We start from the raw sequence: 21,658 nt of genomic DNA, 5'->3' as shown, positions 1-21,658 counted from the left end.
CTTAACTTAAAGCCAGCATTCGGTCCAAAGCCTTCAGAGCACTGGCAGTAGTGGTTGGATCAACGGTGATACGGTTGACGCTGCGACCAGCTGCGAGTTCTTCTAAACACCAAGCCAGATGAGGCAATTTGATGCGGTTCATAGTGAGGCAGGCGCAGGCAACAGGATTGATGAAATGGATCTCGTGGGTTGGACACAGTTGTTTTGCCATGCGAGCCACTAGGTTGTGATCGGTTCCGACTGCCCATTTGGTGCCTGCCGGTGACGCTTGAACCACCTGTAAAATCTTGTTGGTGGAGCCGTAGTCGTCAGCGGCCTCGACGACCTCATGAGGCGCTTCTGGGTGAACGATGACCGACAAATTTGGAATGCTCTGCCGCAGGGTTTCGATTTGTTTGACGGAAAACTGCTGATGAACTGAGCACCAGCCATTCCACAAAATGACTTTAGTATCTGGGGCTTGTTCGTTTGTCAGTGGCTCTTGGCCCGCGTTAGTCAGCAGTTGGCTGGTCAAAGGGTCCCACAGCGCCATTTCGGCTAAAGGGATGCCCATATGATAGGCGGTATTGCGTCCTAGATGCTGATCCGGCAAAAAGAAGACACGCTTTTTCTGCGTAAAGGCCCAACGTAAAATGGTATCTGCATTACCGGAAGTCACAATAGCCCCACCATGATCTCCAACGAAGGCTTTCACGGCAGCGCTGGAGTTGACGTAGGTGATAGGGATAATTTCAGCTGGCCACTGCTTTTGCAAAACTTCCCAGGCAATGGTTAATTGATGGCGGTTAGCCATATCTGCCATCGAACACCCGGCAGATAAATCTGGCAGCAGAACTTGTTGGTGAGGGTCAGTGAGCATATCAGCTGTTTCGGCCATGAAATGGACACCGCAAAAGACGATGTGCTTGGCTGTTTTATTTTTGGCGGCAATCTGAGCCAGCTGTAAAGAATCACCAGTTTCGTCGGCAAAGGCTACCACCTCGTCTTTTTGGTAATGATGAGCCAGCATTAGGAGATCGGTTCCCAGTGTTTGTTTGGCGCGAGTGATGCGGGCACAAAGCTCCTGCTGGTCAGCTTCCAGATAGGACTGGGGCAAGGTTTGATTTTCAAAAGCGGTCAAGATACTGGTCATGAGAAAGATCCTTTCTGTAGGGCAATTGAAATTAGGGGTCTACTAAAGGGTTACTGCCGGGAAAACTGCGGCGATGAGTGATTTTGTAAAGCGCAAGTTTCAAATTTTTCCATTGCTTTTGGAATTGAAGCTGATATCCAAAGCTGTGACGGAATGGGTCAAGTAGCCTAGGGAAATATAATCTGCTCCGCAACCGGCGTACTGGCGGATGTTTTGCGGAGTGACGCCACCGGAGATTTCTGTTGTAAGCTGCTTTTTATTGTATTTCAGAAACTGTTTGATTTCTGCTGGCGTGCGGTTGTCCAACATGATGATGTCTACACCGCAGTCATGCGCTTCTTTGAATTGGTCCAGCGTCTCGATTTCGACTTCGATTTTAATCATGTGACCCGTGTTGCGGCGGACTTGCTCCACCGCCTGGGTAATTCCGCCGGCGTAGGCAATGTGGTTGTCCTTGAGCATGATGCCGTCGTCTAGTCCAAAGCGATGATTGAAGCCACCGCCTTGAGTAACGGCATATTTGTCCAACTCCCGCAGGCCTGGAACGGTTTTACGGGTGTCGCAAACACGAGTTGTCGGATCAGCTAAAGTATCAATGGCGAGCTTAGTAGCAGTTGCGATGCCGCCCATTCGTTGCCAGAGGTTTAGAATCAGGCGTTCTCCGGTCAGTAATGCCGCAATTGGGCCTCTTACTTCAGCAATCGCAGTACCGGCAGATTGCTGGGTACCCTCTGCGACAAGGGAGGTGAATGTGACGTCGCCTCCTAGCAAGTCGTAGATCATGGGTGCCAACCATAACCCGCAAACAACGCCGGCTTCTTTCAATAAAAAGACGCCCTCGTCACGATCGGTGGGGGCAAAAATAGCTTCAACGCTGCGATCACCACGGCCGATATCTTCAATTAGAAACTGTTTCAATTGTTCTTTTAATTGCAGTTGATTCATACGTTTTTCCTTTCAATTCTGGCGGCTATAATCTGTTGAGCTTGTCAGCACATCCTTTAGAGGGGAACTTTTTCTTGAGTGATGGCATGGGCCCCCAAGCTTTCTTTGCGCAAGAGCGCGGCTTTGGCAGCTGTTTCGGCAATCAAGCAGAGATTGGCGCATTCCAGTTCTTCTTTAGTATAAGTGTCAGGCAACTGCCGGTAGTGAAATTGGCCCAGCCAACTCAAGAGGTGCTGCAAAGAATCCGGAGAGCGGCGAATACCCAGGTGCTGCCAGCATTTTTGCTGCAGTAACCGGCGTTGTGGCAGGACAAATGGTGTTACAACAGAGGTTGCAAATTCAGCTCTGGTCCTCAGGGCACTTGAAGTGTGGAGAATCTGTTTTGCTACACGTTTTCCAAAGACCACACACTCCAAAAGGGAATTTGAAGCAAGGCGATTGGCCCCATGAACGCCGGTACAGGCGGTTTCTCCCACAGCATAAAGACCGGGTAATGCCGTCTGCCCCCAAGAATCTACTGGGATGCCCCCCATCATAAAATGGGCACCGGGACGTACGGGAATTCGCTGTGTCTGGCGAAAAGGAATCTGCTGGCGAAGGAGATTTTCTGTGATTTGAGGAAAGTGATTTTCGAAATCTTTCACCGGCTGAATGTCTAAAAACACCTGATGACCGTTATCGTAAGCCGCAGTCAACTCCCGGGCAACGATATCTCGAGGAGCCAGGTCCGCCAGCGGGTGAACACCCGTCATGATGGCTTTGCCTGTTTCATTTACCAGCCGGGCGCCGGCGCCGCGGACGGCTTCAGAAATCAGACCATAGCAGCGATCATTTTTAGTTAAAAGTGTCGGGTGAAACTGGATGAATTCCATATCCTTCAAGGGCAGGCCCGTTCGTAAAGCCAGTGCCATGCCGTCACCGGTGATGGTGGCATCGTTGGTTGTCAAAGGAAATAAGCCGCCTAATCCGCCAGTAGCTAAAACAACAGCATCGCCATCTAAACGGTGAATCCTACCACTTTTTCCATCCAGATAGCGCAGACCGATGCAACGAGGAAGCTGTTCTTCTGCAGTGTGTGCCGTACCACTTGCGGTGGACCAGCTTGCCGGTTTCTCAGAGGTTGTTTTCTGTTTTGAGCTCACCAGCAATTCGGTGACCATGGCTTGTTCAAGCCATGTGACTTGTGGCCGTTGGGCAAGCTGCTCTTGCAAAAAGCCGGTCATAACTTTTCCGGTCTGATCTCCTAAACAGTGGAGAATGCGAGGAAAACTGTGGGCACCTTCCAGCCCATATTGAAAATCGGTATCGTCAGCGCGGCGATCAAAAAGCAATCCATCTTGGATCAGCTCATTGACGGCAGCAGGACCTTCCTTCACTAAAATCTCCGTGGCTTGTTGTTGATTGTGTTGGACGCCCGCTGCCAGAGTATCGGCAAAGTGGGCTTGCCAATTGTCATTTTTAGCTAAGGCGACGGCGATTCCTCCTTGGGCCAACATGGAATTGCACTGGGTTCTTTGTCCTTTTGACAAAATGGTAATGGCAAGTTGAGGTTGTCTTTTTAACAGCTGGTTGGCGGTTTGACAAGCTGCCAGTCCGCTGCCGATAATCAGGATGTGTCTCATAAATTTTCCTTCAATCTGTATGTACTGGAATAAAAACGATTAGCTACTGTGATGAAAGTCAAAATTTCTTTGTGAATCATTTTTCATTGTTGACACCTAACAGGGATTATTTTACCATAACTGTCAAGACACCTCTAGAGAAGAATGTCACTTTTTAGTGAAACGATGCTAAAAATTTTCAGAAATCACCTATGTTTAAGGGAAAGCAACGGTATCTCTAGAACGAAAAAGCAGTGTCGAATTTGGAAGCCAAGCTGGAACCAGCGAGCAGCGGCCCAAATATTCGACGCCCGACAAAATTCGATACCCGGTAAAGGAGTGCCTTTTATGATCTATTTAGACTATGGAGCAACTGCCCCGATGACCGAAGCCGCGAGACAGACCTATCTCCAAACAGCACAGCAATACTTTGCTAATCCCAGCAGCATTCACACAGCCGGGGTGCAAGCTGCTGGCTTGTTGGCTCATTGTCGGCAACAGTTAGCCCAGCTGTGCGGTTGTCGGAAAGAAGAATTGGTTTTTACCTCAGGGGGCAGCGAAGGCAATCATTTGGCGCTTACTTTGAGCCTGCAAAAATTACGCGGTTTGCGGCAGTCGGTAACAAAACAAGACGGCGATGCAGCTGCTTTATGGGAAAAAGAGTTCCCAACTGTAGCCCGCAAGCAGAAAAATGATCTCAAAAGCCAGAAGCACAGCCATGAAAGCAACGCTTCACTGCTTACAACAGTTGCCGAGTCCAGGGGCTGCCATAACCGGGCAAAGATTCCTGTTTTAGTCAATCCCCTGGAGCACGGGAGTATTTGGCAATGGCTGAAGGGCTACGAAGCCGACCTTATTGTGAAAAAAATTCCGCTGACAGCTGCTGGGCGTGTGGATATCTGTGAAACAGCCCAGCTTTTAGCTCAAACAACTGTGGAAAACGGCAACGGCTTGGTGATTTGTCAACAGGTGAATTCTCTGACAGGAATGATTCAACCTGTGGAAAAGTTAGCAGAGTTGGCGATGACACAAGATTGGCTTTTCCACAGCGACTGTGTCCAAGGCTTTGGCAAGCTTGTTGGAGAGTGGCCTCATGGCATAACCAGCTGGTGTGCCAGCGGTCATAAAATCGGTGGGCCCAAGGGTACAGGTATATTGTATTTAGCAGCAAATGCCGGCTTTACTCCGTTACTTCCCGACATTCATCAGGAATATGGGTTTCGTAGTGGAACTGAAGACCTGCCGGGAATCGCGGCATTTACGCAGGCGGCTGTGGATAGTTTTTCTCAGCGACGAGAGCTGGATAAAAGATTTCAGGATTTTCGGCAGTCTTTTATGTCCTGTCTTCCGGATTGGCAGATTGTTGGTGAAACTTGTGGAAAAGCTGAGCTCACAACCAATCCGATAGGCAACTGCAAAACTGTGGAAAAGTCGGCGTCCTCAACTACCGGTACTTTTGAGAGCTGTTATCCCGGTGTGTGGGGAATTTTATCACCGCGGCTAGCCGGGGAAACGGTAGTCATGCAGTTATCAGCAGCGGGCATTGCCTGTTCAACTACTTCGGCTTGCAACACGCATCGTAAAATCGATCCCGCCCTTTTCCCACTGGGGCTTGATCAATCCGCTGCGCAACGGTTTTTGCGAATATCGTTGGGACCAGCGACTACGAAAGCTGAAATTGAAACCTTGATTCAGGTTCTATCAGAAATAGGCTGAGAGTTAGCCTTATAGGATGTCACCAAAAAAGAGTGCCCCTGGCAAATTAATTTTTGCGAAGGGCGCTCTTTTTTTGTTTTTATTCAGTTTCCTCAAGGACCAAATCCTGGATAGAGGCTACTTTTGATAAGTCAAAGCTGAAAATTGTCTCCAGTTCTCCCCAAGGGGCGAGCTTTTGTAGCAGGGGGGTAAAGCCGTATTTTTCATACAGTCCTTGATGATCGCTCACCAGGTAGATTTGTGAAAAGCCGGCTTCGACAGCGTAAGCGCAGACAGCTTGGCATAGCGCTCCGCTCAAACGGCGGCCTCGGTAGGCTTCATCTACAAAGACAAAGCCGATATAAGGAGAATAGTCTACATCGGGAAGGCAGTCTTTTTCTGTAAAGGTACAGTATCCGCAAATTCTCTCGTGGTCCAGCACTATAAAGACCCGCTCCCCAGGGGCGAAACGTTCTTCACGCATCCGCTGCGCTAAATGTTTTCCTGCTCCCCATGAACAGTTCTCTGCATATTCGGCAGTCGGCCACCATAATGGATCGCTTGCTTCCAATGGGATAATTTTCATTCCATGCTCCTTTTGATTTGTTATTTATAAATTAACTATAGCACAGATAATCATTAGAAAATCAGATTTAAAAAATGGCGATAGTTTTTAAAAGGAAAACCAGCAACTGATATTTTGAAGGCAGCTCTAAAGTTACCCTGCTGCTGGGCAGGGGGCAAAAGGAGTGGAAACTTTCTTTTTAGTGCGCAATGGTAGAGCCTAACCGGTCAAATCCGAATCATTCCGCAATAAGCCAGTGGCCTTCTTTGCAAAAAAAGCCCCGGGAGAGATCTGCCGTGCCCCAAAGTCAGATTAAAAATCTGGCTTGTCGCGGGGAATACAGACTTCCGAAGCTTTGTGGAAGCAATTTTAATGGGATAGGATAGTCGCTTAATTGGTTCGTTGTAAAATCACGCGCGTCAGACGATCCAATTCGCTGCGGGTATCTTTTGGGTCATCAGGCAATTTAGCGATGGCTTTTAAGGCTTTGGTCGTATAATTGGTGGCCATCTGCTGGGCTCGTTGGACACCTTTGAAATGTTGAACCAAACGATAGACTTCTTGGGTATCGGCAGTGGTCATTTGCTCCTTTTTCTCCAGCAGGGGCGCCAGCTGATGGTACCCGTGCTCTAGTGCCAGTAGCAGTGGCAAAGAATAGACCCCTTGGCGCACATCCTCCAAGACGGGCTTGCCAATCTGCTGAGCGGGTTGGCTATAGTCGAGGATGTCATCAATAATCTGAAAGGCAATGCCGATGTTCAGGCCAATCTGGGCGCAGTCCCTGGCGAATTTTTCAGAGGCACCGCTTTCCAGAGGACCAACTGTGCAGCTGAGAGCGAAAAGTTCGGCAGTCTTGCCGGAGATATTGTCCAAATACTGATCAACCGTCATACGCATGTCGTAACGCCGGTCCATTTGGCCCAGCTCGCCATTTAGAATTTTTTCCATGCTGCGGGAGTTCAACTGCAGACTGCGCAGAGAGCCGGCATAATCTGCCAGTAGTTTGAAACAGCAGACAAAGAGATAGTCACCGGCATAAACCGCTACATCGTTACCAAAACTGGCCGCAATGGTGGGCAAGTTGCGGCGCAGATCAGATTCGTCTACGATGTCGTCATGAATCAGGGTAGCTGTGTGAAGCATCTCGATCGAAGCGGCTAATGCCACGGCTTTTTGGCGATCTTGATCGGGGCCGAAGCGAGAAAACAACAGTTGATACGCTGGCCGCAGCAATTTTCCGCCGGCATGGATCATTTCCATCACGGCTTTTTCTACTGGTTTGTTTTTCAATTTGATACTGTCTTCCATCAGAGTCAAGGTTTGAGCCAACTCCGGTGCAAGATCAGGATAATCCTGCCAGAGGGGATGAAGTTTCATGGGAAATCTCCTTTATTGTAAAGAAAGTCGAAGGGCTGCCGCCGTTTTCAGGAAACACCCCGGCAGCTCACGGTGAGAAAAAGTTAATTCAGGTGCCAATGTTCTTTTTTGTCCCGCTGTTCGTAATCCAGCCGGAAGCGACGCAGGGTATCTACCCGTACGAGTAAAAAGTTGGCGGCAATGCCGATGGCGATCCCTGATAGGATGCCTAGAAAACTCAGAATTGGCAAGTATAGCATCACGGTAGCGGAGCCGGCGATCATTGAGGCGGTCACCAATTGTCCCACGTTGTGTAGAAAACCACCGGCTGCACTAATGCCGATAATGCTTACCCGCTTAGGACCCAACGCTTTTATTAGCAGCATCCCGAAGTAGCTGAGCATAGCACCGCTCATACTGTAAAGAAAAGTCGAAACCGTTCCTCCCAGTAAGGTAGTCAGAATTAAACGCAACCAGACCAACAGAAAGCTCTCTTTTTTTGGCATAGTGAACAATGCGATGATGGTGATTAGGTTGGGTAATCCCAGCTTGGCGCCGGGTGCAAAACCAAAAGGATAGGGGATCATATTTTCAATCAGCCCAATGACGACTCCTTGAGCCACCAGTAGTGAAATGAAGATCAAACGTCGATTTTTGTTCATTGTAATCGTTGATGACAATCGCTGATTAGCTGTTTCAAAAAATACAAAAGCCGTTTTTGAGATGAAATAGCAATCAGTAGATTAAATTGTCATCGGCACCTCCCGTCTGATCTTTGATTTCCACCACGAGTTTGTGGGGGAGACAGACGATGGTTTGCCCGTCTTTGTAAATCCAACCTTGACGGACGCAGACCTGGTCGCCACAGCTGGCTTCTTTGATGCGCACGGCACCGTCTTTGAATTCCAATAGATTATAATCTCCATCGGGATCCTCGTAACGATACGTAGTCGATTCTGCTCCTTGTTTTAGCACCCAGCGTTTTTGTTCCACACCGTCTACCCGCAGAATAGCGATTTTTTGTCTTTCAGCGGAAGTGCCGTCATCTTTGACGATAGGATCTGGACGTGTCAGGCCAAATATCACTAGGGGAAGAAAACTCAGCAGTATCAGTAGGAGAATGATGGGAACATCCCAGGGCTTCAGGCGGCTTCTTTTGGCGAACTCTTTGAATTTCATGCCGGCTGACACCTCTCTTATATATAATAGTAAATAAATAATTTTTCTGGTGCAAGATTGAGTAAATTTTGTCAGCAGTACCTAACAAATAGTCATTGCTAATCTCTCATATTCTAGCACAGCCGAGAAAAAAAGTAAGGTTCGTGAAATGAACGAGGGTTGAAAAATGACTAACGTCCATCGGAAAATAAAAGAAAATCCTAGGCGCGGGCCTAGGATTTTAGTATTTAGTTGGCTCAGCTGTTGTCCCGGCCGTAGCGAGCTTTCGGTTTCCCGTACCACCAACCGCCAAGTTTGCGTTGGATCCAAGGAATTACCCAACGGTCAAGACCGATTGCACGACCGGAGCCGTTCATCAAGGCAAAGGCAACTGGAATGAACCACAAGTTAATCCAGTAGAACATCCCTGACATACAGAACATCACTACCAGAATGATTGTTGTCCCACTCATCAACCAAGTGAAAAGACCAGCCATCAGACACAAAGCAATACCGATTTCCACAAAGACCATGAATTTCTGGAAGAACATTGCAACGTCCATGTTTGGCATGAAGACTTTCATGATAGAAGAGAACCAGTTAGGGGCTTTATCCAAGACAGCCATCGGTTCTTCCCCATAAGCATAGCTCAAACCAAAGTGAGCTGCATGAGCTGCCGCTTCGCCTGCTCCGCTTGCCGCTGCTTCACCGGCGCCACTGGCAGCAGAAGCCGCATCGACAGTGGAAGAAGCCACAGTTGCAGAAGCACCGCCGACTGCATCGGCTGCTGAAGAGCCGGTAGTTGCCGCTCCGCTAGCTGCATAATCCCAAGTCCATGGGAAAACGGAATTACCAGTAAACCAAGAACCTTCACCAAACCAAGTGCTTGGTTTCAGGACTTCGCCGTTACCGACGATTTTCTTGAAGGCTTCAATAAACCACACCAAACCGTAGAAGATTCGCAGTGGTACAGACCACAAAACGTTGCCATAACGAGAGGAATGGCCGCGAGTTACGTTACGATCGTCTTTGATGTGGAAGAATTCGTGCATCATGTATTGGAACATGTAGTAACCAGAGCGGATATCAAAGAAGTATTTCAAGTTGACAATGTGTTTCATAATCATTGCCAAGAAACCGCTCAAGTGGATCTTACCGAAGAGTTCTGCAACGCCCCATTTGGAACCAACAGAAACCATGAACCCTTGGTAATTGGATTTGAATTTGTGTTTTTCACCGTCGCCTTTAATAGCAGAAACGATGTTGGCTGCGGCACAGTGACCGGTTTGTTCAGCCGCCTGTACAATTTGTGGTGTTGGTGTATTTGGTTGTTCTTCATAATATACCTGGTCACCAATGATGTAGATGTTTTTGTCTTCATAGCCTTTTGCTTCCATATATTCATTGGCTACCAGACGTTGGCCGCGAGCTGCTTCCAAACCGAAGTCAGCAGCATCGGAAGTCGCTTTGACACCAGCAGTCCAAATCAAAGTGTAAGTCGGAATGACGCTGCCGTCTTTCAATTTGATGTGGTCTTCGTCCACTTCAACGATTGGTGAGTTCAATACCAACTCTACATTTTTCTTTTCCAGGTAACGAACGGCTTTGTCAGCGTCGTTTCGGTTTAACATGTTCAAGATCGTTGGCAATGCTTCAACGACTTTCAATGTGAAATCGGCTGGGTCCAATTTGTAATCAGCTGCTAGGCGGTCTTTCCATTCAATAAGTTCGCCTACCATTTCGATCCCGGTAAAGCCGGAACCACAGACAACAAAAGTCAGCATCGCTTTGCGTTTTGCAGCATCTGGTTCCAGTGCGGCAAGAGCAACTGTCCGCTCGATGTGTTCGCGGATACGAACAGAATCTTCAAATGACCAGAGAGTGAAGCCGTGTTCTTTGACGCCCGGTGTGCCGAAGTCATTTGGTTCGCCACCCATTCCTAATACGAGGTAGTCAAAGTCATAAGTGCCTTGTTTCGTGATGATTTTTTTGCTTTCTTTGTCGATTCCGGTAACGGTGTCTGTTACCAGTTTGACGTTCTTTTTACGAGAAAACAGACGTTGCAAGTCGTATTGGATAGCAGTCGGTTCGACCCGGCCCCCCGCTACTTCGTGCAGTTCTGTCATCATGGTGTGGTAAGAATGACGATCGATTAAAGTGATTTGGACATCTTGGTCCTTTTTCAACTTTTTCGCCATGAACTTGGTAGCCGATACTCCGGCATACCCGGCACCGACAACGACAATGTTCTTTGTTGCCATTGAAAATCGCTCCTTCAAAATAAGTATGGTGAGGGCTCTCGCTTTCAACTCCTCCCTAGCATCCCCGCAACTGACAGGCAAATCACCCTTAAGCGCAGCGGTATTTTGGGGGAAGTGAACACGGTAGACCTCGGAATTGATAATACGGAATAAAAAAACGGATTGATAATGATTACACAATCTACACTATTATATAGAGAAAAGGTGGATTTGTCTAACACTCTGGCCGAGAAAATGAACGGATTTTCAAAGTTTTTTTAATGTAAGGGTAGACCATTATTTTTATAGACGGTAACAGGCTTTTTCTACTACAAAAAGGAGTAAAACTTATTGTAACCGTTATTAATAACGAAATTTGTGAAGCTTTTTAGAGGTGCCGGGGCAATTTGGTCTGTATCTTTTGCCGATTGAGACTTTCCCGCAGAGAAAAAAACAAAGTAAGCAGAACGACTTTTTTGAGGATGATTTCACAATCTATGTCAAAAGTTACTCAAACTATCGGAAATCCTACCAAAAAATACACAAGTTAAGAGGCTGTTGTTTCTTTTGTCACAAACAGAGTTATTTTAATGAGCATATCGAAAAGATAACGACAGCACAGATGATGAAAAAAAACGCAGGTTTGAGAGACAAATGAAAGGGTTTTTCAGCAGATGATAATATAAAAAGCAGTTGATCTGATGATATTTGGCGCTTTTTGCTGAAAAGTGTCGTGAAACAGACAACCAGACCATTTCTCTTCTCCATAAAGTTGTTATCATTGCTGTTGACATCTCGCGAAAAAAAACTAAAATGTTAAGTGTGTCACAAACTGACAAAACATATTTGAAAAGGGGAACCACAAAAATGAAATCAAAAAAATTGGTCGCTGGGTTTACAATGTTGGCTTTTTCTGCCTTGGTTTTAGGAGCTTGTAGCTCAGACAACAAAGATACTGCGAACTCTTCATCTTCTGCAGCAGCTTCCAGCCAAACAACGGCTTCATCTGCAGCGACTTCTGAATCTTCTGCAGCCGAAGTGACTTACACTGCTGGCGAAGCAATGCAAGATGGCACTTACAAATTGGAAGAAAAGAACTACTCTAACGGCTACCGCGTGACTTTTGAAATGACAGTTAAAGACGGTAAAATCACAGAATCTAAATACGACAACATCAACGAAGAGGGCAAATCAAAAGCAGACGACGCCGACTACGAAAAGAACATGAAAGACAAAGCCGGTATCGGACCAAAAGAATACATCGAAAAATTCAATACTGAATTGGTGGCAAAACAAAGCCCAACAGCAATCGATGTTGTCACTGGTGCGACTCACTCTTTTGAATCTTTCCAAAACTATGCACAACAATTGATCCAAGCAGCTCAAGCTGGCAAAACTGACACTATCGAAATCGACAATGGTGCGAAATTGCAAGATGGCACATACTCATTGAAAGAAAAAAATGATTCCAATGGCTACCATGTAACTTTCTCAATCGTTGTTAAAGACGGTAAAATTACTGAATCCAAGTATGACAATGTCAATGCTGATGGCAAATCAAAAGCAGACGACACTGACTACGAAACTAACATGAAAGACAAAGCCGGCATTGGACCAAAAGAATATATCGCACAATTCAACGAAGGTTTTGTTAAAGCAATGGGCGAAGAAGACGGCTCACCTGCTAACATGGACGTTGTCACTGGTGCAACTCACAGCTTCCACAGCTTCGTGATCTACGCTGAACAATTGATCAACGCTGCTGAAAAAGGGGACACTGCTGAAATCACTGTTGACAACTTTGTAGCAGCTAAATAAGCAATCTGCCCTGCTGATTTTAAAAACAATCAGAGTTTACAAAAAGAACCTGATTGTTGTGAAGCAGATCGTTCACAAAAATACTAAAAGCAAAGCTCTGGAGCTTGTCGACAGCAATCGTTGGCAGGCTCTGGCGCTTTTTTTGTTGGACTGTTAACCAGGGGGAAGGCTTCAATGGGTACTGAGGATTCGTAGCCGTTTCACTCTTTTTGTGAAGAGCTGATCACTAATAGAAAATCTTGTCCGGAAAATTGACGAAAAGGCTGCTTTTTGTTTTTTTAAAAGAAGGCCACAAAGGCTGTTTTTCTTGCTAGGTGCTGAGAGAATAAGGATTGTCTAAAGAATGGCAGTGAAAAGTTTTTTGGGGGGTTCGTTATCGTTTTTGTTGACATATTCACAAAACCCACTAAAATAAAAGAATAGTGTCCGAATCAGATGGGAACGCTAGCATATGAATAGTGGAAAAGGGGAAAATCAATATGAAATCGAAGAAATTTGTGACGGCTTTTACGGCACTGGCATTTTCAGCAGTGATCTTGGGTGCCTGCAGTCCTGACAGCAACTCCGGTTCAGGCTCAAGCTCATCAACGGCAGCATCTTCCAGCCAAACAGAAACAACCGCGTCATCTGCAGCAGCAAATGCTGATGTGAAAATCGCAGACGGCAAAACTACAGATGTAACTGTACCAGCTGAAGGAACGATCTACATGCGTCAACTGTACGCTGCACCACACGGCGACAAATCTTTTGCAGTAGTCAACGTAACGATGAATGGCGACAAAATCTTGTCTGCCCGCATCGATGAATTCCAATATGTAGAAAAATCCGCTGACTGGAAAGCTGTTCCAAATGGCGACGGCGCATTCGGTGAATCTTTCCCAAGCGGCACAATCTTGGTGGGCAAAGTTGAAAATAGCGACGCTTACTCTGCAATGATGAAAGAAAACGGTGGCGCAACGCAAACTTGGAGTGAAAACATCAGCGCAATCACTGATTTTGTCAAAGGCAAAACAGCGGCTGATCTGGATACTGAAATCGCTAAAATCGCAGACGATGGCAAAAATGTCGCTGACGTAGTATCTGGCGCAACTTTCAGTGATACTCGTGGCTACCTGCAAGCAATCGCGGATGCCGCTACTTCTGGTCTGGTTTCAGTTGGTGAAAAAACTGAGAACAGCGACTTGAAAGAAGCTATGATCTTGGGCGCACCCCACGGCGACAAATCTTTCGCTGTAGCGACTGTAGCAATGGACGGCGATAAAGTAGCAGCAACCTTTGTAGATGAATTCCAATTCACAGATCCTGCTGACTTTGGTGGCGTTCCAAACTCCAACGGCGCATTTGGCGAAGGCATCAAAGACGGCCAAGTTTTGGCTTCTAAATTGGCTAACAACGAAGCTTACTCTGCAATGATGAAAGACCACGCAAAAGCAACTCAGACATGGGAAGAAAACGTGGATGCCATCGACGCATTTGTTAAGGGCAAAACAGTTGCTGAAATCGAAGAAGCAGCTGGCAAGATTGACTCAGAAGGTAAAAATGTCGCGGATGTTGTATCCGGTGCTACATTCACAGATTCTAAAGGCTACTTGCAATTGATCGTCGATGCTGCCAAAAAAGCAGCTGAATAAGCGCGAGTCAATCACTCATTGAAATAGTGTTCTGCAATCACGCCTTTGTCCTCAGCGACAAAGGCGTTTTGCATTTTTTTTGCAAAAAAGCTAACGGCCAGAAGCAATGGTTTAACAAAAATGATAGAAGAGAGGACAAGCAGAAGGGGTCGCTGTTTTCTCAGACTGGGATTTTGTTTAGAAACTGTCAAAAAAAGCAGTAATCGTACCAAAAAAGCGGCAATCCATGCTATGATAACAACGGTCGCCAGTAGTTTAAGGGAGTCTTTGAAAATGGTAAAAACCACGAATAAGACACGAAGGAAAGTAGCTGCAATTGGCGGTGAACAAAGGCAGTTGTTTAGGAACTGCTGTTTATACAGAAAAGAGGATCTGCATGAGAAGAAACAAAAAACAATGGCTCGGTGGGCTGATGATGGCGCTCTTGCTTCTTTTGGTGGCAACCGGCTGTAGTACCGGTACCAAAGAAGAAACAGTGAAAATGCGAGAGGAACCTTATTATCAGGAAAAATTCCTGATGGGGACGTATGTACGAATCAGAATCTATGATGACGGCAAGGAAGCAGCCATGAAACCGGCGTTTGAACGGATTCAAGAGCTGGCGGATAAAATTACCATCAACCAAAAGGGCTCTGAAATTGATGCTATCAATGCCAAGGCCGGCGTGGAACCAGTGAAAGTGTCCGATGATATTTACTCGTTGTTGAAGACGGCTTATAAATACAGCCAAGAAACCAATGAAGCATTCAATATGACCATCGGAGCAGTTACCCAGTTGTGGCGGATTGGTTTTGATGACGCCAGAAAACCGGCGCAGTCGGAAATTGATGAAGCGCTGAAACACATTGATTACAAAAAAGTAAAATTCGATGATAAGAAAAAAACCGTCTTTTTGGAAGATAAAGATATGATTATCGACCTGGGAGCCATCGCCAAAGGATATATCACTGATGAAGCTGTCAAAGTATTAAAAGCAAATGGTGTGACGACTGCTGTAGTGGATTTGGGGGGGAATGTCTTTGTCGTAGGTCACAGCTTCCGGGGAGAGAAACAGCCATGGAATATCGGCATTCAAGATCCGAATCAATCTCGCGGGACTGTCGTAGGGACGATCAAAGAGACCAATAAAACCGTCGTGACTTCCGGAATCTACGAACGCTTCCTAGAAGTTGACGGAGTGAAGTATCATCACCTGTTCAATTCGAAAACCGGCTATCCTTTTGACAATGACATTGCCGGTGTTTCCATCGTTACCAATAAATCCATCGACGGCGACGCGTTGTCTACCTCGGTGTTTGCAATGGGAACCAAAAAGGGACTGGAATTTGTGGAAGCCATGGATGACGGCACACAAGCAATCTTTGTTAGTAAAGATGACAAAGTATACATCACTAAAGGTTTGGAAGGCAATTTCGTCATCGGGGAAGACTCCGGCTACACCATGGGGGACCGCTCGAAATTGACGGACAAAGATTGAGTCCAGCTTAAGCCGCGAAAAAGAGTTGCCTTAAGTGAAAAAAGGCTCATGGTATCCGGGCCGCCTGTCAGTTTGGCAATCTGGTAGAGCATTTTGGCTAACTGTCGAGAAATTTTTGTTGTAAACACAAGCGTGATGGGGCAGGCCGGCTTTCGGTGCTGCCCTTTTAAATAGACTGGGATTCAGCGGGTTTGAATAGCTGTTGACCGAAAGAAAGGACGTTTTGCATGTCATTATCTGCATTTTGGGAATTGGTGGAAATTCGCACGAAAATTGCCAGCTTGTTTCCCTTCATCATAGGTGTTTTATTTTCTTTGAGCTATTTTGGACAGGTTCATTGGGGGCTGACATTAATCTTTTTTGTGGGGATGTTAATCTTCGACATGACCACCACAGCAATCAATAATTTCATGGACTATCGTAAAGCCAAGTCTGAAACCTATCGTGAAACGGAAAATGTTATCGGGGTAGAGAAATTAAATGTTCGTCATGTCTCTTGGCTAATTATCGGTATGCTGGTGATTGCAGCTTTAATCGGAGGCTACCTCAGCTTTCAAACGGGCTGGCTGTTATTGCTGATGGGCTTGGTCTGCTGTTTTATTGGCGTTTTTTATACGGCAGGACCGATTCCACTGTCTCGAATGCCTTTGGGAGAAATCTTTAGCGGTTTTACGATGGGCTTAGGCATCTTTGCCATGGTGGTCTACATCAATACCTATGATTTGCGTCCCTTTTATTTGACGCTGGATCTTTTAGGTGATGGCGGCTTTGCTTTAACCGGCAACTTGTGGCAGCTGGTGGCGGTCTTTGTAGCTTCTCTACCAATGGTATTTACCATTGCTGATATCATGCTGGCCAATAATCTGCGGGACTTGGAGACAGACATCAAAAACCATCGCTATACGCTGGTTTATTACTTGGGACGAGAACAAGGAATCAAGCTGTTTGGCGGGCTGGTGTACGCGTGCTACGGGATTATTTTGCTGGGATTAGTCGTGGGCATCTACCAGTGGCCAATCCTAATCACTTGGCTGACACTGCCAAAAATTCGGCAAAATCTTGCTAATCACCGCCAAGAATTACCGGCACCCCACAGTTTTGTCTACTCTTTGAAAAATATGGTACTGTTCAACAGCAGCTATGCTTTGGGTTTATTGCTGAGCTTGTTGTGGCAATGGTTTCTGTGAGACAGCTATTAGAAAAGCAGATCATGCTGCCCGCTGTTCCACTGAGCACAAGCTTTTGAAAAGCGGGTTGCCGACACCCTTTCCGTGATAAGCAATGCGATAGTCATAGTGTCTACTTGTTAAAAATTCTAGATAAAAAATATTGCGAACCCCTTCAAGAGCTGTTACGACGGCCGAATCTTGGAGGGGTTTTTGACTGTCTTAAAGCGAGTTGAGACAGCAGCGAGCTGCGATTTTTTTAATGTAGGAAAAGCGAAAATTCAGCATCGCGAAATAGTTAAAATTCATAGGTTTTTTGAAAATATTTTATGAATTTAGATTAAAAAATAACTGTTAGAGTCGATAAATTATCGGAATGTTCGATAACAGCGGTCTTTTAATGGCGAAAAATGAGATAGAAAACCCCGGTAAAATGAAGGCGTAAAATGGTGGAGTAAAGATAAGTAAGCGCTTTTTAGAAAAGTAAAGTTTCGATAAAAAAATCAAAAAATTCGTTTTTTAATCATAAAAATGAATAACTATTGACCGTTATTCTGAATTTGCATATAATTTCCCGTAACATAAATATAAAATAAATTAAATGTTTGTGTATATTTTTGCTTTTTTTAAGAAAAAGGATGGATATCAATAAGCTTAAAACAACGTTTTTCGCTATCTAAGGAGCGCTCGTGTTTTAAGCTGAAAGTCATTGGGGAAATCCGGCTTTTTCGTATAAAAAATTGAGTGGTATCAAAGTCCGGTTGGGGAATCGGCAAATAAGATTCAGGGGTAGGAGAGAGTGCAATGGCAGTAAAGAGACAATTCAATACCGAGAAAGACGTGACGCCGCTTCCGATGCAGCACGAAAAGGCTTCAACGTTCAAAATCACCATGAACCGGATCTTTATCATCATGACAGTCCTTTTTTGGCTACTGTATGTGGCGTCCACGATTTTTGACCAGTGGACTCGGGGAAACGGCAGCTTTCAACAAGTGGTGGAGGCAGCTTTGTATATCGTCATTATGACATTATTGTGTTTTTCGGCATTTGTTTATCTAGTTTCACGAAATGGCGCATTGATTCGTTTTAAAGAGCACAAACGGGTTCCCAGAGAGTTGTTGGAAGAACATTTTGCTGAAGAAAAGTCCGCTATTACCGTGTTGGTACCTTCCTATGATGAAGAAGTCGGGGTGATACGCAAGACGATGCTGTCGGCGATGCTGCAGGAATATCCGCAGATTACAGTTCAGTTGCTGCTGGATGACAAACCGAATCCCACTACTCCTGAAGCGGCGGCCAAGTTGGCAGCTACGCAAGCTTTGCCACGAGAGCTGATGGCACTTTTGGAGGAACCGCGTGCGCGCTTTACAGCGGCTCAGGCTGCGTTTTTGGCTAAAGAAAACAAGGGGACGACAGTGTCATCCGCTGATCTGAGATTGTTAACTCAGGAATATCGCTATGGGCGTGACTGGCTCTTGCAATTGGCAGATGATGAGCCGCAAGAGGACCACGTAGATGCGTTTTTTGCAGATCAAGTCTTGCGAGAGCTGGCAAAAGAGCTGGGTTTGCAGGCACAAGCTTTGAAACAAGCAGCTGCTGCCGGTAGTGGACTGCCGATTAAAAAAGTCAGTGCCATGTACGCGCGTCTGGTTTGGCTGTTTACCGCCAAGGCCGATTATTTCCAACGAAAAGAATACGTATCCTTGTCCCATGAAGCCAATAAAGCGATGAATTTGAACTCCTATATCGATCTGATGGGTGGACGCTATCGCATCGAGCACACAGCTGTGGGGAAAGTGCTGGTAGCAGTGGCAGCGGATCAGCCAGCTGATCTGGAGATTCCCGACAGTGAATTTCTGCTGACGTTGGATGCTGATTCAGTGTTGTTACGGGAATACTGCCTGCGACTGGTTTATCTCCTGCAACAGCCGGGTAATGAACAAGTTGCCGTGACTCAGACACCTTATTCTTCTTTCCGAGGATGTCCGTCACGAATTGAGCGGATTGCCGGTGCCACCACCGACATCCAGCATATCTTGCATCAAGGAACTACTTACTATGGCGCGACTTTTTGGGTAGGGGCCAACGCAGTGATCCGCAAGAGAGCCTTGGCAGATATCGCTGAAACAGAGTCTGTAAATGGTTTTGAAATCCGTCGCTTTATCCAAGACCGGACTGTCATTGAAGATACTGAGTCCTCCGTGGATTTGGAAAAGCACAGCTGGCAGTTGGTGAATTACCCGGAAAGACTCAGTTACAGTGCTACGCCGCCAGACTTCGGTTCTCTGGTGATTCAGCGTCGTCGCTGGGCCAATGGCGGTTTATTGATCTTGCCGAAGCTGTTTGCAACGATGAAAGAACGCCGGAGACAAGGCGAACCATTGAAACTGATGGAAATCTTTTTACGAATGAACTACATGACCTCCATTGCTTGGGCCAGCTTCGGATTAATCTTTTTGTTGGCCTATCCTTTTGACGATCGTTTGTTGAGTGTCTACATCGTCTGCGCGGCACTGCCGTATTTTACAGCAATGGCGTCGGATTTACGGTATTGTCGTTACAAGCGCAAAGATATTTTCCGAATTTATGGCTTTAACTTGTTGCTGTTAGCAGTCAATACAGCCGGTGTCATCAAGAGTTTGCAACAATATCTGACTGGGGAGAAGATTCCTTTTGCCCGAACACCAAAAGTCAATGACCGGACCGCCTGTCAAAGTCTGTATCTATGGGCGCCGTTGGTCATCATCGGTTTTTCTCTTTTCACTATTTGGCGATCGCTTTCAGTCAACAACTGGCAAAATGCAGCCTTCGCCGCCTTTAATGCCATCACTTGTGCCTGGGCGCTGCTGGCTTTTGTCGGTGTCAAAGACTTACTGGTAGATCTGGTGCACAACTTTTATACATGGCTGTTTGTAGAAGTCTCACCTAAAGATAACGGCGCACAAGAAAGTGAAGGGGAAGGTCTGGATTGGCAAACAGTCCTTTATTACGGTGACACACAAGGGGAAGTGCCGTTGAAAGTGTCGCTGTCTGCGGCGTTAGATACCGAAACAGAAGAACAAGGGCAGCGTTGATTTAAGCAGTTGAGACTCTCCTGATTAAAGCAGTCAAGGGCTTGTTGGCAGGAGAGTCGATTTTTTGTCTGACTGGATAACAAAAGAGGCCGCGGCCGTTTCAGTCGAAGCGTGTTTTGCGGTGAATCGAGGAGAGATAATCAGATGATCTTGAAAAATAAAAAACGCCGCTTGTCAGTGCCCCGCTTCCTGCTGGTTCTGGCAATCTTAGTGGCAGGGGTTTTTGGCCTTCGAACATATGGGGCCGATATGGCGGCCGAGCTCGCACCAGGGAAAAAAGAAGCTTCCGATCGCAAGCCGTGGTTTGCTTCCTACGTGGATGCCACCTTGACCCCCCAATATCAGTTTGAGCAATATGAGGACAATGTGGTTTTGAGCTTTGTTGTTGCCAAATCAAATACTAAAGAAGCCAGTTGGGGCAATGCGTATTCTTTAAAACAAGCCTCTGAGGATTTGGATTTGGATCGGCGAATTGCCCGCTTGCGGCAAAATGGCAAAGATGTGATTGTTTCCTTTGGTGGATTGCTCAACGACGAATTGGCACTGGTCTATGACAACGCCGATGATCTGGCCGCCGCTTACCAGCAGGTGATCGATGCCTATCAGCTGAGCACCATTGATCTGGATTTGGAAAATGACGGTTTGACGGATCGTGAAGCTGGCAAGCGGCGAGCAGAAGCGATTGCTAAGCTTCAAAAAGACAACAAAAATCAGTTGGCAGTTTGGCTGACTTTACCAGTGATTCCCCAAGGTTTGACCAAAGACGGCACCGATACAGTGGCGGAAATGCTGGCTGCCGGTGTTGATCTGGCGGGAGTTAATCTGATGACCATGAATTTCGGTCAGGCGCGGGACGATAAAAAATCAATGGCAGAAAACGCCATTGATGCATTGAAGCAGACCCACCGGCAGTTGAAAATCTTGTATCGAGAAGCGGATATTCATTTGAGTGATGGGGCGGTTTGGCAGAAATTGGGGGCGACTCCAATGATTGGGCAAAATGATATTTCACAAGAACTCTTCACATTAGAAGATGCAGCAGTGTTGAACGAATTTGCAGTGGAAGTCGGCTTGGGCCGTGTATCCATGTGGTCAGCCAATCGGGACTTATCCTCGAATAAAAACAATGTCAATACCGGTGTCGTGTCCAATCATGCCAGCGGAGTTAAGCAAGATGGCCAAGCGTTTGCAGCCGCTCTACGTGAGGGCATGGATGGGGATATCGCAGCGAGCGCCAAAGGAAAAACGGTTTCTGATGTTAAAGAAGGCGAGTCAGACGCAGCCGATGACCCTAAGACATCGCCATATGAAATCTGGCAAGAAACAAAATCCTATTTGAAGGATACCAAAGTTGTCTGGCGGCACAATGTCTATCGTGCCAAGTGGTGGACCAAAGGAGATGCGCCCGACAGTCCGGTATTGCAAGAAAGTGAAATTCCTTGGGAGCTGGTAGGACCGGTATTAGAAGGAGAAAAACCGGTGAAACTGGCGACCTTACCTCCTGGTACCTACCCGGAATGGAACCCAGAAGAAGTCTATGACAGCGGCAAACGTATTATGTACAATGGCATAGCTTATGAATCCAAGTGGTGGAACCAAAATGAAAATCCTGAACGTTCCGGGGTTGACGATGACTTGATTCCGTGGCGAGCACTGTCACAACAGGAAATCAAAAAGATTTTGAAGCAAAAGTAAGTGTGGGAAATGAAGCAGTTGGCTGTTTAAGACATGATGTGAGAGCATGCTGGCTAGTCTGTGAAACCAACGTGAGCCTGCGTCTAAAAACAAGTCACTTCTGT

General features: G+C 46.3%; 15 protein-coding genes. 7 read left to right on the top strand and 8 right to left on the bottom strand.

Annotated features, from left to right (window positions below; translation table 11 throughout):
* Window position 1: 1 nt before the first annotated feature.
* The 3 genes from nadA to nadB form a co-directional block, all read right to left on the bottom strand.
* Complete coding sequence (gene nadA, locus BAU14_RS11650) at window positions 2-1,132, bottom strand: quinolinate synthase NadA (protein WP_161900284.1); 1,131 nt, start codon at window positions 1,130-1,132, stop codon at window positions 2-4.
* Between the two features lie 99 nt (window positions 1,133-1,231).
* Entirely contained in the window at window positions 1,232-2,077 is an 846-nt protein-coding gene (nadC, locus tag BAU14_RS11645) for a carboxylating nicotinate-nucleotide diphosphorylase (protein WP_161900283.1), read from the bottom strand.
* A 56-nt stretch (window positions 2,078-2,133) separates the two neighbouring features.
* A complete protein-coding gene (nadB, locus tag BAU14_RS11640) occupies window positions 2,134-3,699 on the bottom strand; it encodes an L-aspartate oxidase (protein WP_161900282.1) in 1,566 nt (521 codons plus the stop codon).
* Window positions 3,700-4,026: 327 nt separating this feature from the next.
* Here nadB and BAU14_RS11635 point away from each other — a divergent pair, with 327 nt between their 5' ends.
* Window positions 4,027-5,394, top strand: a complete 1,368-nt coding sequence (locus tag BAU14_RS11635) for a cysteine desulfurase family protein (RefSeq protein WP_161900281.1) — start codon at window positions 4,027-4,029, stop codon at window positions 5,392-5,394.
* A gap of 79 nt (window positions 5,395-5,473) precedes the next feature.
* On the opposite strand, the gene BAU14_RS11630 is transcribed toward BAU14_RS11635, so the two are convergent.
* The 5 genes from BAU14_RS11630 to BAU14_RS11610 form a co-directional block, all read right to left on the bottom strand.
* The gene (locus BAU14_RS11630) at window positions 5,474-5,959 is read right to left on the bottom strand and encodes a GNAT family N-acetyltransferase (protein WP_161900280.1); all 486 of its coding nucleotides are present in this window, start codon (window positions 5,957-5,959) and stop codon (window positions 5,474-5,476) included.
* Window positions 5,960-6,328: 369 nt separating this feature from the next.
* The gene (locus BAU14_RS11625; protein WP_161900279.1) at window positions 6,329-7,315 is read right to left on the bottom strand and encodes a polyprenyl synthetase family protein; all 987 of its coding nucleotides are present in this window, start codon (window positions 7,313-7,315) and stop codon (window positions 6,329-6,331) included.
* Window positions 7,316-7,398: 83 nt separating this feature from the next.
* Window positions 7,399-7,956: a Gx transporter family protein gene (locus tag BAU14_RS11620; protein WP_161900278.1), complete on the bottom strand. Its 558-nt coding sequence runs from the start codon at window positions 7,954-7,956 to the stop codon at window positions 7,399-7,401.
* Window positions 7,957-8,029: 73 nt separating this feature from the next.
* Window positions 8,030-8,473, bottom strand: a complete 444-nt coding sequence (locus tag BAU14_RS11615) for a NusG domain II-containing protein (protein WP_161900277.1) — start codon at window positions 8,471-8,473, stop codon at window positions 8,030-8,032.
* 236 nt (window positions 8,474-8,709) lie between these two features.
* Entirely contained in the window at window positions 8,710-10,713 is a 2,004-nt protein-coding gene (locus BAU14_RS11610; protein WP_161900276.1) for an NAD(P)/FAD-dependent oxidoreductase, read from the bottom strand.
* Window positions 10,714-11,559: 846 nt separating this feature from the next.
* Here BAU14_RS11610 and pplA point away from each other — a divergent pair.
* The 6 genes from pplA (at window position 11,560) to BAU14_RS14390 (ending at window position 21,554) form a co-directional block, all read left to right on the top strand.
* Window positions 11,560-12,510 (top strand): extracellular electron transfer flavoprotein PplA, encoded by a 951-nt coding sequence (gene pplA / locus BAU14_RS11605; RefSeq protein WP_161900275.1) that lies wholly within the window; start codon window positions 11,560-11,562, stop codon window positions 12,508-12,510.
* A 479-nt stretch (window positions 12,511-12,989) separates the two neighbouring features.
* Complete coding sequence (locus BAU14_RS11600; RefSeq protein WP_161900274.1) at window positions 12,990-14,141, top strand: peptidoglycan-binding protein; 1,152 nt, start codon at window positions 12,990-12,992, stop codon at window positions 14,139-14,141.
* A 412-nt stretch (window positions 14,142-14,553) separates the two neighbouring features.
* On the top strand, window positions 14,554-15,618 hold the full coding sequence (locus BAU14_RS11595) for an FAD:protein FMN transferase (protein WP_337248037.1): 1,065 nt from the start codon (window positions 14,554-14,556) through the stop codon (window positions 15,616-15,618).
* Between the two features lie 227 nt (window positions 15,619-15,845).
* On the top strand, window positions 15,846-16,805 hold the full coding sequence (gene menA / locus BAU14_RS11590) for a 1,4-dihydroxy-2-naphthoate polyprenyltransferase (RefSeq protein WP_161900273.1): 960 nt from the start codon (window positions 15,846-15,848) through the stop codon (window positions 16,803-16,805).
* Window positions 16,806-17,588: 783 nt separating this feature from the next.
* Window positions 17,589-19,859 carry a glycosyltransferase family 2 protein gene (locus BAU14_RS11585; RefSeq protein ID WP_202622222.1) on the top strand — a complete coding sequence of 757 codons (2,271 nt, stop codon included), beginning with the start codon at window positions 17,589-17,591 and terminating at the stop codon, window positions 19,857-19,859.
* 144 nt (window positions 19,860-20,003) lie between these two features.
* Window positions 20,004-21,554, top strand: a complete 1,551-nt coding sequence (locus BAU14_RS14390; RefSeq protein WP_161900272.1) for a chitinase — start codon at window positions 20,004-20,006, stop codon at window positions 21,552-21,554.
* Window positions 21,555-21,658 lie beyond the last annotated feature (104 nt).

The organism is Candidatus Enterococcus leclercqii, from assembly GCF_009933135.1.
Taxonomy (GTDB): Bacteria; Bacillota; Bacilli; order Lactobacillales; family Enterococcaceae; genus Enterococcus_C; species Enterococcus_C leclercqii.
This window is presented reverse-complemented; position numbering and strand designations above follow the sequence as displayed.